We start from the raw sequence: 16313 nt of genomic DNA on the forward strand, positions 1-16313 counted from the left end.
CGAAGTTCGGCTTCCAAAAATTTAAAAACTCCAGGATTTCTGGAGTTTTTTGTTATATTTGGAATAAACTAATAAAATGAAAAAATCTTTTAAAATAGAGAATCCTTGTTCAGAGAATTGGGAAAGCATGATAGATATTCCAGAAGGTAAATTCTGTAATGTTTGCTCAAAAAAAGTTTGGGATTTAACTGATAAACCTACAGAAGAAATTGGGGGAATTCTTAAAGAAAATCCAAAACTCTGCGGAAGAATTAATAAATCGAAAGTAAATATTGCATCAAGCATTTTAATTGCTGTTTCATTAACCACAGTTTCTTGTTCTAATCAAAAAGTTATTCAGAATAATTCTATTGAGAATATTTTAGATAAAAAGATTTTAATTAAAGGAAAAATTGATTCTGTAAAAATTGGTTTTAGAGAACCTCAATCAATAAAATTGATAACAAAATCAAAATTATACAATGGAACAATTGATACTGATAATAATTTTCAAATCGAAGTTCCAGAATCTATAATTCAACAAAAGAATATTTTAAAAATTTCCTATAATCAAATTAAATATGGAAAAGTAATTAAGGGAAGTTCTATTCATTTGCTTTCTAAAAATGATTTGTTTTCTAACAAAACACTACATGCTGATGATGGAATGCTTGAAATAGGAGCAGTAGTAATTGTAACACCAACTCCTCCAGATTTTTATTATTTTGATGGTAAAAGAATTTCTAGAAATAAATTTGAAAAAATTAAAAAAGAAAATCCAAATTTTGAATACATTTATTTAGACGAAGAAGTAATGACTGATATTATTACCAAAAATGCATACGTTGGAACAGTATATTTGCTTTACTCAAAATAAAAAACTCCAGAATTTCTGGAGTTTTTTGTTATAACTGACTAGCAATTCCTTCTACAAATGTTTTGGTGAAATCTTTGTTCATAGCTTTTCGGTGTTCAAATTTTGGAATCACTAGATTTTCAGTAAGCTGTTCTGTGGTTTTTCCTTCGGCAAGAGATTTTTTAATAAAATCTGCGCTGGCTTCTAAGAAATTTCTCATTTCGGTAAGATTTTCTAGGTTTCCTTTCGTGAGATTTTTATCAGGAGCATGCCCAAAAATAAACAAAGTGTCTTTATCAAAAGAGGAAATGGCTTTTTCTAAAACGGAAATCCAACTTCTAAAATTAGAACCATCTTTTACACGATAAACAGGAATCATGTTGATAAACATTAAATCTCCCATGTGCACCACATTGTCTTTTTCGAAATGATACATCGCGTCACCAAAAGTATGTCCCGCTCCGAAATGATAAGCGGTTACTCTTTCTCCACCAGATTTGATAAGATATTGGTCGTCAAATAAAATATTAGCATATACCTGCTTATCTAAATTTTTAGCGAGTTCTGCTGCATTTTTCTGCAATTCTGGAACATTCTTTTGTGCTACAATTTTTTGAGTCAAATTTTTAAAAGCGAAATTTCCGCCTGTATGATCTGCGTGATGATGCGTGTTGCAAAGAAACTCAATAGGTTTTCCTTTGACTTGAGAAACGGAATCTATTAGGGTTTGAATATAATCTGGAAATTGAGAATCGATGACTACAAATGAATCTTTGGTTTCCAGTAAACCTACGGTTCCGCCACGATTGGTAAAACTGCTCACATTTCCTCTGATTTTAGAAATATCACCTGCTGAAGATTTTAAAACCTCGAAAATTGCTCTTTGAGAAGTACAAGCCCATAACTGAGGCAAAATAGCAACACCTAAAGTTGCGCCAAGAGAAGTGGTAAGAAATTCTTTGCGATTCATGATATTATTTTTCACGAATTTAATTATTTATACGTTAAATAGTCTTAAAATTTATAATTTTTATTCGTAGAATAATATCTTTGTCTTTTTAACATAATAATTAAATGAGAGGAGAACAAAACATTATTAACGACTTAAAAAACTGGAAGGAACTTATTAAACCTTATGCTACTCCCGAAGTAAAATTAGCAAGAAAAGAGGTTTGGAAAACGGTTTTACCTTTCGGTTTGCTTTTTATAGCGGCAGCTATAGTTTATGAATTTCAATTTTGGGGAGCTTTAGGAATTTGCTTTTTGGCAGGATTATTTTTAACTAGAATTTTTATTATTCAGCATGATTGTGGGCATCAATCTTTTTTCCCAGACAGAACTAAAAATGATAGAACAGGATTTCTAATGAGTTTGATGACGTGTATTCCTTACAAATATTGGGCACGTTCTCATAATCATCATCACGCACATCAAGGACAGTTAGATACCAGAACCATCGGAGATGTTACCCTTTTGACGGTAAGAGAATACAACGAACTTTCTAATTGGGGAAAGATTAAATACAGAATTTACCGTTCGGTTCCTGTAATGTTTGTATTTGGACCGATTTACTATATTTTTATTCACAACAGAATTCCTTTTATCAAATTTAAAGGTTGGGAAAAAGAACGTTTAACGCTGTTGAGAACCAATTTATACTTATTAGGATTTTTTGCCATTTTAGGAGTGATTTTAAGTTTGCCGACTTTTGACCTTATAGAAGGTTTTAAAAAATTAGCACTTTTATATATTCCTATCCTTATCACGTTTGCTTTTACAGCAATTTGGTTTTTTTATATGCAACATCAGCACGACCCAAATTACAAAGCATGGAAAGAAGATTGGCAGTATCTTTTAGCAGCAATTAAAGGAAGTTCTTATTATAAATTGCCAAAAATTTTCAACTTTTTCACAGGAAATATTGGGTATCACCACATTCACCATTTGGCTCCGAAAGTTCCTTTCTATAAATTAGAAAAATGCAGTAAGGAGAACCCTGTTTTCCAAAAATATGTGACAACTATTACCTTATTAAGCAGTGTAAAATATGCTTTTTATACACTTTGGGACGAAGAAAATTACAGAATGATTACCTTCAGACAACTGAAAACCATTCCCGTAAAAGCATAAAAATAGATTACAAAATAATTAACCTTCAAGATTTTCTTGGAGGTTTTTTGTTGAGGTTAAAGAAAAGCCCTGCAAAAGATTTTGTATCTTTGAAAGACAAATTCAGCAGGATGAAAGACGTAAAAATAGAATTTAGAAAACCCATGTATCCCGTAAATCCAGAATTGATGGATTACCTGGAGAAAAACAACCGTCTTACCAACATCAGATTTTATTATGATGATTTATTACGTTTTTCTGACTACATTCCTGTTTATGGCAAAGATGGAAAAGACAGCCTTTGGCTCAATGTTTATTACCCCGAATTTGAACACGCAGAAATCGAAGCGAATCTTAACAAAATTTACACGCTTTTACACTCTGATGGAGATGTAGATGTACTCCCATTTTTAAAAGTAGATTCTATTCATTTTTGTACGTTTGGAAACTCCAAGCCGTTCAGAATTAGAGTAAGAAATATTCTGAATGATAATTACACCAATTTTTATATTAAAAAAGCAGATGCTTCTAGAATTTATGGTCTAGAACTAGAAGAAATTCTCTCACCAAATCGTATCAATTTTCTTTTGTATAAAGACACTTTAATCGAAGAACATATTTTAGGAATTCCTGGAGATGTATTTATAGAAGAGCATTTAGACCATTGCTCACCTCTAGAAAAGGCTCAAATTGCCAAAGAGTTTGTGAAATTTAACGAAAGATGTCTTATAGGTTTACTCGGAGATATGCGTTCTTATAATTATGTGATAATTCCTACACACGATTTTGACCAAGTGGTGTATAGAATTCGCCCGATTGATTTTGACCAACAATGCTACGAAGGAAATCTCAAAATTTATTTGCCTCAATATTTCAAAGAAAACAAGAAAATGGTAGAAATGGTTTATGAGAAATTAAAACCTAATTCCATCGAACAATATCGAAAAGAAGTTCGTTCTGCTATTGCTAAACGTGCCAGTACAGACGGAAGATTGCCTCAGTTATTAGAAATAATGAAAAAGGATAATATTTCTAAACCAGAGCATGTAGTAGAACTGAAAACAGGTTTGCATAAACTCACTTACAATGTTCAGTTTAAGAAATGTGAATCTATGGGCGAAATTCTAGAGACAGGACTCAATTTCGTGATTAGAAATTATAAAAATTCTAACGTGAGATAGCTTTATTTCTAAAGAAAAAATTCTCTACATTTGCCTTATGCAAGCCGAAAAAATCATTTTGGGAATAGACCCGGGAACTTCTGTAATGGGTTTCGGAATAATTTCTGTTCATAAAGGAAAAATGAAACTCGTTACCATAGATGAATTGGTAATGAAAAAAGAACCCAATCATGAAACGAAACTCAAAAGGATTTTTGACAAAACTTTAGCCCTAATTGATGAATTTCATCCTGACGAAGTTGCCTTAGAAGCACCATTTTTCGGGAAAAACGTACAATCTATGCTCAAATTAGGACGAGCGCAAGGTGTGGCAATGGCTGCAAGTCTTCACCGTGATATTCCCATCACCGAATATTCTCCCAAAAAAGTAAAAATGGCGATTACTGGAAACGGAAACGCCAGCAAAGAACAAGTGGCAGGAATGCTACAAAATCTTCTGGGTTTGAAAGAATTTCCTACCAAATATCTAGATGCTTCTGATGGTTTAGCAGTGGCGGTTTGTCACAGTTTCAATTTGGGAAAACCTGAAAATGATAAAAACTACACCGGTTGGGCAAGTTTCTTAAAACAAAATCCTGATAGAATTAAGTAATTTTCAGAGTCTCAAATCTTGTAAAATTTAATTTTAGATTGCTGTAATTCAATGTTTTAAAATTGTAAAATTATTTTACAAGTATTTTACTGTGTAAAACCTAATACTATTCGTAACATTGTTGCGTTATTATTCGACCAATCAAAAAATATTCCTATGGAAAATAAAACGCAAACTCCCGATAAAAATATTCCTACTAAAGGTGGAATGTATCACCAGATGAACGGATTCCAGAAATTTTTGATGATGTGTTCTGGTTCTAATATTCATATTTTACAAAAATCTCCCAGCGAATGGAATAAATACGCAGGAATTGGCGGAATTGTACTTTTCACGGCAGTATTTGCCACGCTTTCTGCAAGTTATGCTATGTTTACTGTTTTCGAAGATGTTTGGATTTCTGCAGGATTTGGGATTTTATGGGGACTCATGATTTTTAATCTCGATAGATATATTGTCTCTTCCATTAAAAAAACGGGTAGTTTTTGGAATCAGTTTTTCATGGCTGTTCCGCGTTTGATTTTGGCAACTTTTCTCGGGATTGTGATTTCAAAGCCTTTAGAATTGAAAATTTTTGAAAAAGAAGTCAATAAACAACTGAACACCATTATCCAAAGAAATAAAACCGAATTGCAAAAAACTATGAATGGTAGAATTTTGCAACAATCTGGTCCTTTTGCAGAAGAAAAACAGAAAATTCAGAAACAAATTGCAACTTATCAAGCTTCTTACGATTCTGCTGCGGTGGAGTTAGAAAAAGAAATTCTAGGGACTAAAACGGGTTTAACTTCAGGGAAAGTAGGCTTTGGAACGAATGCTAAAAGAAAATCTGAACTGAAAGAACAGCGCAGAAAAGATTTAGAAAATTACCAAAAACAAATGGAACCGAGATTGAAATATTTGGATTCTCAAATTTCTGGAGTGTATCAAAATCTACAAACCGAACAGAAAAATTCTGAACAAGCAGAAAATAAATTTGATGGTTTTGCTGCAAGATTACAAGCGCTTTCTGAATTGGGAGACACTAATTCTATCATGGCTCTTGCATCATTTTTCATTATGATGATGTTTATTACGCTAGAAATTTCGCCTGTTTTGGTAAAACTAATTTCCTCTGTTGGGCCTTATGATTATCTTCTAGACAAAACCGAAAACGATTACAGATTGTATTCCAAAGAAAAAATAGAAAAAGGAAATGCCGCTACAGATTTTAGAATAGAGGATTTTAAGAATAATCTGGGTAAATAAAATTTCGAAAACCTGCGATAATTCACCCGCATAAAATTTCTGGAAGTTTTTTCAAGTGATAATTTTGCATCGTCAAATTATATATGAAAAGTGCTATGCAGAATTCGGGAAAAAGATGGTTTATTGCCGTGATGGCGACCTTAGTACATCTGTGTTTAGGAACAGTTTACGCGTGGAGTTTTTTCCAGAAAACCGTCTCCGAAACTTTTGGCTGGAGCAATTCAGAAACAGCTTGGGCATTTAGTTTAGCTATTTTCATGTTGGGGGTGACTGCAAGTTGGGGCGGACAAAATTTACAGAAATTCGGGCCAAGAAAATTAGCATTAATAGGATCATTTCTCTACGCTTTTGGTTATATTATTTCCTATTTTGCTTTGCAAAACGAGAGTTTGTGGTTGCTGTATTTCGGTTACGGAATTGTAGGCGGAATTGGTTTAGGTTTGGCTTATGTAACGCCAGTTGCGACGGTTTCTAAATGGTTCCCAGATAAGCAAGGCTTAGTAACAGGAATGGTAGTCATGGGATTTGGGTTGGGCGCTTTGCTTATGTCAAAACTTCTTGCACCGATTTTTTTAGAATATTTTGAAAAAGATTTAGCCAAAACTTTCCTTGCGATTGGGATTACTCTTTTAGTACTTTTACCTTTTTTTGCCAATTTTCTGAATTTACCAACAGAAGAAAAAACAACAGAAATTTCTGCCGAAAAATTAAGTGCTACTAAAGAAATTCTCTCTCCAAATTTCATTCTCATTTGGTTGATTTTCATGTTTAATGTAGTCGCAGGAATGATTTTTATATCGTTTCAATCTCCTTTATTACAAGATTTATTAAAAGCAGAAAACGTAAATATAGATACCGTAACTCTAGAAAAAAGTGGAGCCACTTTAATTGCAATTAGTGCATTATTCAATGGTTTAGGAAGATTTTTCTGGGGAAGTATTTCAGATAAATTAGGAAGAGTAACCACTTTCAGATTATTGCTTTTAATAGAAATGGGCGTTTTTGCTTCCTTGATTTTTATTAAATCTCCTGTTCTATTTTCTGTGGGCGTTTGTTTGATTTTACTGAATTATGGAGGTGGTTTCGGCGTTTTACCGTCTTTAATCAAAGATTTTTTTGGTGCGAAATTGATGCCGATTGTATATGGAGCAGCACTTACCGCTTGGGGAGTTGGCGGAATTTTAGGACCTCAAATTACCGCTTACATGAAAGACCATTTCTCTGAAGACGCTGGTTTATATGCCTATAAAGTAGCTTTGGTTTTAATAGCTTTGGGAATTGGGTTATCGTTTTTTGTGAAAAATAAAAAAGCTCAATAAAAATCTAGTTTTTCGTTTTATCACAAAAATTGATTAAATAATTTCTTACTTTGAAATTGGTTTTATCACCAGCTTTTTCAAAGCATTCACATGCTTTTACATTATTGTTTAATGCTAAAAAAGCAATTCCCGATTTTATGAAGGTTTCTTCAAAGAAAGAATTAAACCTGTTTTCTCCAATATTAAGAGACTTTAATTTTTCATATTCTTTAGCAATTTCTTCAAATTTATTGACTTCATAATATTGTAAAATATTTCTTCTAATTTCATAAAGTTTTATCTCTTCTTTATTGGTGAGGTCGTTTTTCCATTTTAGAAATAGCTTTTCTTGGATAATGAGTATGTCTTCATTAAAAGGGTTTTCATAATATTTTTCAGCTTTTTTTAATGCGGAAATATAATTGGAATCATAATTTGGAGTCTTAGAATCTAGAACTTTTATATAATCAATTTTATTATCTTTTGTAAGAATGTATTCTATTTTGAAAAACAAATCAACATCATCTTTTGAATTTCCTTGTGGTGTATTCCTGATGAAAAAGGCATTATAAGAATCTTCGTAATTAAAATTAGGTTCGAAAACTTCATTACAAACGAGAACATTTTTACCGTTTCTCATTTCTCTTTTTGGTGCGAATTCCGGGTATCTATTTATAAAATCATTTGGTCTTAAAAAGACAAATACTTTTTTTTCTTTATCGTCAATATCTTCTAGAACTAAATAATTGTCAATGAAAAAATAGTTTAATGTTCTAAAATCTGATTTTATTTGTTTAGAATCTACCGTTATTTTCTGTTTTCCTGTATCAATATACAAGTAATTATCTCTAAATTCATATTTTGAGAAAAAAGAATAATAAGGCGAGTTGATTTCAAGATTATTACCGTCTTTATATAAGACTTTATCTAAAATCCATTTTCCAGAAAGTTTTTCAATTTGAGCAAAAGTGAATATTGAAATAAAAAATGAGATGATTATTAAGGTTTTTTTCATGTTCCAAATATAAAAATATCTCTCAAAATTTTTGAGAGATATTCATGTATTTTAAGATTGATTTTAATCTAAAAGGAGAGCATATTTTTTTCTGTTTTCCCACAAAATCCAAAGTAAAATAACCGCGAAAACCAATCCTGGAACAATTCCGGCAGGGTCATGGTGAAAATGATGTGCTAAAATTCCAATGATGATAGGCAATATTACTAATGCGCCAACTGCTCTAGTTTTTGGAAGTAATACTAAAAGTCCTCCTAAAATTTCTGTAATTGCAACGAGAGGCATTAACCAACCAATTTTGCCAAAAGCACCGAACATTTCTAGTTGTTCTGGAGTTAGTTTTGGTGCTGGCATAAAGTTGAAAAATTTATTTGCTCCGAAAATAATCATTCCCACTCCAAAGAGAATGCATAAAATGTTGTAAACTGTTTTCATATGATTTAATTTGATGTGAAGTAAAGATATAAAAAAATCTCTCAAAAATTTTTGAGAGATTTCTATTTTAAAGTTTCTAGGAATTATAGTGAATAATTCGGAGCTTCTTGCGTAATAATTACATCGTGAGGGTGAGATTCTTTCAATCCAGAACCTGTAATCATCACCATTTTTCCGTCTTTTTGTAATGTTTCAATGTCTTTTGTTCCGCAGTATCCCATTCCCGCTCTGATTCCGCCGGTTAATTGGAAGATAACGTCTTCTAATTTTCCTTTGTATGGAACTCTTCCTTCAATCCCTTCTGGAACAAATTTTTTGGCTTCACTTTGGAAATATCTTTCTTTCCCTCCACGTTTCATTGCAGAAAGACTTCCCATTCCTTGATAAGATTTGAATTTTCTACCTTGGAAAATAATTTCTTCACCTGGTGCTTCTTCGGTCCCTGCTAAAAGTGAACCTAGCATTACTGCGCCAGCTCCAGAAGCGATAGCCTTTACAATATCACCAGAAAGTTTTATTCCACCATCTGCAATTACGGCTACATTATATTCTTTAGCTTTCTCATAAACGTTATAAATTGCAGAAAGTTGAGGAACACCAACACCTGCTACAACTCTAGTAGTACAGATAGAACCAGGACCAACTCCTACTTTTAACACATTTGCTCCAGCTTTGATTAAAGCTTCAGCTGCATCTGCTGTAACAATATTTCCTCCTACAATATCTAAATTAGGGAAAGCATTTCTAATTTCTGTAATTTTATCGAGAACGCCTTTAGAATGACCATGCGCTGAATCTACTGCGATAATATCTACGCCAGCTTCTACTAATGCAGCAACTCTAGTCATGGTGTCATCTCCTACACCCACTCCAGCTCCTACGATTAATCTTCCGTTTTGGTCTTTATTGGCTTGAGGATATTCTAACTGGTTGTCGATATCTTTTATGGTAATTAATCCTACCAAATGGTTTTCTGCGTCTACAATCGGTAGTTTTTCTATTCTATTTTTCAGTAAAATTTCTTTGGCTTGCTCTAAATTGGTAGATTTATCAGAAGTGATAAGATTCTCTTTGGTCATCAATTCTTCTACTTTTGCAGAAAGATTTTCCTGATATTTTACATCACGATTAGTGATGATTCCGATAAGTTTGTTACTGCTATCTACTACCGGAAGTCCAGAAATTTTATACTTCGCCATGAGTTCTTTAGCTTCAGCTAAAGTATGGTCCTTGGTAAGTGTGACAGGATCAGCAATCATTCCGTTTTCTGAACGTTTTACACGGTTTACATGTGCAGCTTGTTCGGGGATAGGCATATTTTTATGAATAAAACCTAAACCTCCAACTCTGGCAATAGCAATCGCCAAATCTGCTTCTGTAACTGTGTCCATAGCTGCGGAAACGATAGGGACATTAAGCGTGATTTTGTCTGAAATTCTAGATTTTAAAGAAACTTGGTTGGGTAAAACTTCTGAGTAAGAAGGGATAAGAAGTACATCATCAAAGGTGATGGCGGTTTCTACGATTTTGTTGTGAATAGACATCTTTACTTTCTTTGCAAAATTAAATGTTTTTTTTCAATCATGAAAATTAAATTTTCTTAATAAAAAAATCTTCCAAAATGTTGGAAGATTTTATCTGTTTCTAAGGTAAATCCACATGGATTTATTAAGCAGTTCATTTTTATCTGGGTTAATTCCTTTTAGTATTACCCAATAGGTTCCCGTAGGTAATTTTCTGTTTGATAAATCTTTTCCGTCCCAATAAAATGGTTTTCCCACTGTATATTGATATACTTTGGTGCCATGTTTATCAAAAATCATTACTTGTAAATCTTGATAGTTTTCTAAAGATTCGAAGTGCCAAAAATCATTATATCCATCATTGTTTGGCGTAAAGGTATTCGGGAACTCGGCTGAGTCTGGGACATTGGTTGGGGGTAACTCTGGTTGGTTTAGTTTTATTTCTACTAATTTAGAACAATTATTGGTGTTGGTTATTTTTAAGAAAACACTTTTTTGAGTAGTAATGAAATTTTTTGGAGAAGAAATTTCATTAGAAGAATTGATTACATTGGTTTTGTAAAACTTTAAACTCAAAGAATTGTCATCATTCAGAACAGTGGACTGTAATAAATTATAAATAAATTTATTTTTATCAATTCCGATTGGGTCTATAGGCGAAAGAATAGGAAAATCTGGTGCTTCATATACTTTAAACTTTGCAGTAATAATTTCATAAAATCCATTATCTGCGGTTATTTTGTATACAATTCTGTTTTCTCCAGAAAAATTTTCTGAGATTTTTACTGAAATTTCGGTATCTATTACTTTTGCTTCTCCTTGAATTGGCGGAGTGATGATTTCTGTTTTTATTACTTCGAATTTAGTATTCGGAGGGCTAAATTGTGGTAATATTGTAAAATCTTTGCCTGAACAGATATTATCAATTATTTTTTCGGTTACTAGATAGGGGCATTTGTCTACAAAGATTTCATTCGTGAAATAAGAAAAGTCTCCATACGCATAAATGAGCTTACACCTATATGTTCCTGCTAAAGATGGTGAAAGAGTAGGGGCATTAGCCCCAGGTATGTCTATACCATTTAGTTGCCATTGAATTTTTTCAAAGTTTACATTGCTTACAGAGAGTATAACGGTTTCTTCAATGCATCTGCCGTTTTTGGTAATAAAAGGATCGTTAGAAAATCCTGTATAGCTACTGGCAAAACCTGTAAAAGGTCTTCCTCCTACTACGTCTATGTTAAGAGATTTGTCAGAGCTTATATTAACATGCCCTACTTGATATAAAACGGTGTTATATTTCCACCCTTTTTTTCCTTGCATTTCAGAACCACTTGGGAGTAATCCCCCATTAAGATAGATTTTTGCAGCTTCGGGACTTTTTATGGTGATTTTTATGTCATTGCGAAATTTTCCAATTTTTTCAATGAATGGAACTTGTATAAGGTTTGGTTTTTCGTGTGGAAAGTAGTCTATGTCTAGGGGATAAGAGAAGGTCATTCCGCTTGTTTTACCAGTTTGTGGCAAGACAGGCCCCCTTGGCATATCGTTATAGCCACCAATTAACTGAAATAAATAAACAGGTTTAGATGTTCTGATATACATCCCCTTTGTGGGCACTTGTTTTGGTTCTGCGTTTACAAAAGTTTGCTCACTACCTGGTAGAAATTTATTAGGAAATGGGCCCAGAAAATATTTTCCTTCATTTAGAGTAATAGTAGGTTTGGTTTCGTTATTAAAAAAGACTTCTGTGTTGTCTTTAGTTGCTACGATGATTACTTTTTCCATTGCAGCTTCTACTACTGTCATTCCATTTACTACAAAGTATTCTTTTCCAATTTTAGAAGTTGGAACAGATTGGTCAAGGTTTATGTTTCCCCCCTGGTCTCCAATATCTTGACTTAAAAAATTTCCGTTATTTACAACAATGGGTTTGTCAGATATAATTTTTGCACCTATAAAATTAGGGTCATTATCATCTAATACAGGACTTGGAGGATTAGGATCTTTATTATCTTTTTTTAGTGCAGCAATGATGTAAGATTCTCCCTTGTTTAGATTGATGTTGATGATGTCATCTGTACTGCCGTCAGAAAAAGTTAAATTTTTATTATAATTAAAAACTTTAATTTTAGTATTATCTTCTGTAGCCAAAATAGAAGCTTGATAGTTCATTTTGGGAGCATTTAACGTATTGGGTGGTTCATTTGGGCTTTCATAGAGAAGAACTTGGTCATTTACCACATAAAATTCTTTGCCTAGAGCAGATTTTCCTTTGGAAGCAATAATTTCAGAATAGGTGTCTTGAACCCTAAGGCTAGCGTAGAAACTTTGTTCGCCGGCAATATAAATTCCCATGCTAGAAACAGACATGGTTCTTTTTGTTACAGTACTCCTAATCATAGAATCATCTTTTAAAGTGTATTCTATAGGTTGAGTATTGCTTAAAGTTACAGTATCTATAAGTTGATTATGATTATAAATATTGACTTTAAATGGTTGGGTTTTATCTGTTGAAAGATATATTTTAATTTCAGAAATTGCGGTACCACTAACACCTTGAAAAAAAGGAGGAAACCAGTGTTCTAAATCTAATTGTGCTTTAACAGGAATTACTGAAAAAACAAAAATAATAATGGATATGATAATTTTCTTAATCATTTGCTAAAGATAAGAAAATTAATTTCGGTTTTTTATTATGATCCAACCTTTATAATTTACTTTAGTTTCGGTGTCTGGTTCTGTCCACTCTAGAATGTACCAATATGTACCACTCGGGATGATTCTGCCAGAATTTGTTCCATTCCAAATATAATTGGTTTGATTATCATTAGAATATATTTTTTTGCCATATCTATCAAAGATAGAAATTTTAACCTCTTTTTTCACTCGTAAATCTGAGTAATCTAGGACGTCATTTATTCCATCACCATTTGGTGTAATGGCATTAATCAGATTAATTATAGAGAATTCATATTCTAAAGGAGTACATATATTAGCATCTCTTACATACACTTTTTGGAGACCTCGTTGTAAATTGTCAAAGTAATTAGAAGTTTGCCAGTTATTATTATTAAGAGAATACTCATAGGGAGGTGTTCCGCCAGAAACGTTTACCGTAATGCTGTTTCCTAATTCTATTACGCTGTCAATTACAGGGTCAATAGCTTCAGTTATGGTAAAAACTTGTTTGTAGATACATCCATTAGGAGAAGTAAGTTCTACAAAATGTGTCCCCAGTCCATAAGTGGCAGTTTGCCCAGTTGTTCCATTGCTCCATTTGTATTGGGTAAATCCAGTTCCTGCATCCATAACAGTTGTTGTATTTTTACAAATCACTTTATCTTTAAGGGTTGTAGAAACATTGGGCTGATTAAAGATGATTTGTAATTCAAAAATATTAGGGCAAAAACCAGGATTTTCTGCTCTAATATAAAACGTAGTATTTTTTGTTATTTCGTGACTGTCTGTAGTGGTAGTTCCTGCTAATGCTTCTTGGGCTTTCTGAAAAGAATCATAATAATAGTATTGGGTGCCAGCTGTTGCAAAAGGTAAATAATCCGAAATTTTAATATTGGTTTTGCCATCTCTTTCATTGTCACAAGCGGAGGCTGAAATATTGTTTACAGTGATTTTAGTTCCAATTTTAAAATCTATGTACCCAGTAGCATCTGTACAGCCACTTTTTGAAGCCACTAAAACATAAACACGAGTGGGTGTAGTGTAGCTCCAATTATTGGGTAATCTGTTTGCAATAGAAAAATCATTCGATAAACTATAATAAATGTCAAAATTCTGATATCCATTCACAACAAAAGGAGCCACCTCTTTTTGAAAATCTACTTCATATAGTCCATCCAAATCTATATCACAAAGAGTAGAATTATAGCTAATGGTATTGATATTAGGTATAGGATAAAATTTTAATTCAATATTTGCCACTTCTACACAGCCAAAACTATTGGTCACTTTAGCAAATACTGTTTTAGGGGTAGAGTTATAACTAGTACTATTTGAAATTAAATTAGAAAAGGTTTTAGTGGCTGAGTTATAATTTTCATAATATTCTATGCTTGTTATGTTACTATCATTAGAAATAGCAGCTCTAGTAAGGTCAAAATCTCCTGTATTATCTGGTTTAATGCAGGCAAATGTTTCTCCCGTAAAAACTTTTAGATAATTTATATTGATATTTACAGTAACAAATTCTGTATCAGGAAACTTTGGGTCAGTTCCAGAAAAGCTATAGGTAAATGTATCCGTTGTTGCAGAAAAATTAGTTAAGGTGTAGGTAATTTCACCTGTCGAAGGATTGATGGATACAGAACCATTTGTAGGATTCTTGGTTATTTTTAAACTACTGATGTCTACGCTTTGAGTGGAATTACTAAAGGTAGGAACAGGAGTGGTGTAAGTAGGCTTACAACTGCTAATGTCAACGTTATTTACACTTTTGTACGGGCAGGTTTGATAATTAAAAACAGGAGAATCAAGAGAGCCACAACCCGCTTTTACAATTTTTACATAATATTCACCACTTTCTTTTGGATTAATAATATAAGTGTTATTACCAGTCCCAGTGTATGGATTACCATTACAATACCATTGATAAGAATCATAGGTGTCATCTACCTCTAATGTTATATTGTTCTTGTCACAATCTCCTCCTTTTGAAATAATAGGATTTGAATTAAATCCCGCAAAATAACCGCCATAACCTACTGCGCCATTCCCAGCAGCAATTCCAGCAGTGATTGCTTTGTCTGCAGAAACTGTTACATTCCCTCTAACATTTGGAAAATAATAGGTCTCCCATTTTGTGTTGCCTAAAATAGGAAACGGACCTAATGCTCCATTGAGTAGAGTCCCGTTAACATATACTTTTGCATCTTTCTCTGCTATAATATTTAACTTAGTATCATAAACACTATCTCCAATTTCATTTATTAATCCAAATTCTTCAATTTTATTGGGGAGTAAGCATGCCAAAGCTGGAATTAAATTCATTCCTGCACTAGCAAACTCTGTTCCGGTATTGTTTCCCGCTAAATGTTGATAAACGTATATGTTTTTGGACGAGTTTACATAGAGACTAAAAACATCAGTAGATTGGCTTATGTAGTTTGTACTCTCTACAATTAGGTAGTCTCCTGCTTTTGCGATGTTAATTGGTGCTGTATTATTATTAAGGAAAACATTAGTATTATCTTCAGTTGCAATTATTAATGTTTTTTCCATGCCAGTATAATTAGAGTTAGGAGAATTTTTGGATCCATTTCCATTCATAATTACATATTCTCTTCCTAATCTTTCTACTGGAATGGATTGATCCATAACAATATCAATATTACTTTTATTTGGTGAAATTGCATCAAAATTTCCATTTGTAATGCAAATAGGATTATTAGATTCAATTTTTGTTCCTATCAAACCATTTAAGTTGTCTCTATTTGTACTACTTATTACATCAAAAATATATGATTCACCTTTATTGAGGGTAGTAGTTAAGCTATTAGCTGTGGCAGCAGTGGTGCCATTTGAAAAAATAACCCCTGGCTTATATCCAGAGATGTTTATTACAGTATTGTCTTCTGTTGCTGTAATTCCAACCATTGAATTTATATAATCTCTACCAACAGGATTTTCTGCCATACCAGCATAAAAGGTTTTGCCTAATGCAGCTTTTCCTTTTGATGTAATAATCTCTGCATGATTTTTAACTGCAAATCTAAAATGTGCAAAAAATTTGTATTCGCCAATTAAATGGAGCCCCATTTTATTTGGTGTAAATAAATCTCTTTGATTTTCTGTTATCATTAAACTTCTGTCAATGTATATCTTGGCAGGGTTTCCTTTACTGATTTTAACACTTTTATATAGACTATTATTATTATAGATTTCTACAGTAAAAGGAGTAGATTTATTTGTAGAAAGATATAAATATTGTTCTGCTTCTACACCTCCAGTTCTATCTATCATTGGTGCAAACCAATGTTCGGTATCAAATTGAGCAAAACTTTTCGTAATGAAAAATAAGAATAATAAAAAAGTAAATAATCTCTTCATTTGTATAAAAA

The 16313-nt window shown here is 32.5% G+C and carries 12 protein-coding genes; 6 read left to right on the plus strand and 6 right to left on the minus strand.

The window, feature by feature from the left end; genetic code table 11:
* Positions 1–76 precede the first annotated feature (76 nt).
* Positions 77–856 (plus strand): hypothetical protein, encoded by a 780-nt coding sequence (locus N7277_RS04685; RefSeq protein ID WP_274780556.1) that lies wholly within the window; start codon positions 77–79, stop codon positions 854–856.
* 28 nt (positions 857–884) lie between these two features.
* On the opposite strand, the gene N7277_RS04690 is transcribed toward N7277_RS04685, so the two are convergent.
* Positions 885–1805 carry an MBL fold metallo-hydrolase gene (locus N7277_RS04690; protein ID WP_274780557.1) on the minus strand — a complete coding sequence of 307 codons (921 nt, stop codon included), beginning with the start codon at positions 1803–1805 and terminating at the stop codon, positions 885–887.
* Between the two features lie 104 nt (positions 1806–1909).
* On the opposite strand from N7277_RS04690, the gene N7277_RS04695 reads away from it, so the two are divergent.
* The 5 genes from N7277_RS04695 (at position 1910) to N7277_RS04715 (ending at position 7284) form a co-directional block, all read left to right on the plus strand.
* Positions 1910–2965, plus strand: coding sequence for a fatty acid desaturase (locus tag N7277_RS04695; RefSeq protein WP_274780558.1), 1056 nt, complete (start codon positions 1910–1912; stop codon positions 2963–2965).
* A gap of 110 nt (positions 2966–3075) precedes the next feature.
* On the plus strand, positions 3076–4125 hold the full coding sequence (locus tag N7277_RS04700) for a hypothetical protein (protein ID WP_274780559.1): 1050 nt from the start codon (positions 3076–3078) through the stop codon (positions 4123–4125).
* Between the two features lie 37 nt (positions 4126–4162).
* Complete coding sequence (gene ruvC, locus N7277_RS04705; protein WP_274780560.1) at positions 4163–4717, plus strand: crossover junction endodeoxyribonuclease RuvC; 555 nt, start codon at positions 4163–4165, stop codon at positions 4715–4717.
* Positions 4718–4873: 156 nt separating this feature from the next.
* On the plus strand, positions 4874–5965 hold the full coding sequence (locus tag N7277_RS04710) for a DUF4407 domain-containing protein (protein WP_274780561.1): 1092 nt from the start codon (positions 4874–4876) through the stop codon (positions 5963–5965).
* A gap of 83 nt (positions 5966–6048) precedes the next feature.
* Positions 6049–7284 carry an L-lactate MFS transporter gene (locus N7277_RS04715; RefSeq protein WP_274780562.1) on the plus strand — a complete coding sequence of 412 codons (1236 nt, stop codon included), beginning with the start codon at positions 6049–6051 and terminating at the stop codon, positions 7282–7284.
* Between the two features lie 4 nt (positions 7285–7288).
* Here N7277_RS04715 and N7277_RS04720 read toward each other — a convergent pair whose 3' ends face one another.
* The 5 genes from N7277_RS04720 to N7277_RS04740 form a co-directional block, all read right to left on the minus strand.
* Positions 7289–8278: a hypothetical protein gene (locus N7277_RS04720; RefSeq protein WP_274780563.1), complete on the minus strand. Its 990-nt coding sequence runs from the start codon at positions 8276–8278 to the stop codon at positions 7289–7291.
* 63 nt (positions 8279–8341) lie between these two features.
* Positions 8342–8713 carry a DoxX family protein gene (locus tag N7277_RS04725; RefSeq protein WP_274780564.1) on the minus strand — a complete coding sequence of 124 codons (372 nt, stop codon included), beginning with the start codon at positions 8711–8713 and terminating at the stop codon, positions 8342–8344.
* An 83-nt stretch (positions 8714–8796) separates the two neighbouring features.
* The gene (gene guaB, locus N7277_RS04730) at positions 8797–10257 is read right to left on the minus strand and encodes an IMP dehydrogenase (RefSeq protein ID WP_274780565.1); all 1461 of its coding nucleotides are present in this window, start codon (positions 10255–10257) and stop codon (positions 8797–8799) included.
* 90 nt (positions 10258–10347) lie between these two features.
* The gene (locus N7277_RS04735) at positions 10348–12897 is read right to left on the minus strand and encodes a T9SS type B sorting domain-containing protein (RefSeq protein WP_274780566.1); all 2550 of its coding nucleotides are present in this window, start codon (positions 12895–12897) and stop codon (positions 10348–10350) included.
* An 18-nt stretch (positions 12898–12915) separates the two neighbouring features.
* A complete protein-coding gene (locus tag N7277_RS04740) occupies positions 12916–16302 on the minus strand; it encodes a T9SS type B sorting domain-containing protein (protein WP_274780567.1) in 3387 nt (1128 codons plus the stop codon).
* Positions 16303–16313: the final 11 nt, after the last annotated feature.

The organism is Cloacibacterium sp. TD35 (assembly GCF_028864635.1).
Lineage (GTDB): Bacteria > Bacteroidota > Bacteroidia > Flavobacteriales > Weeksellaceae > Cloacibacterium.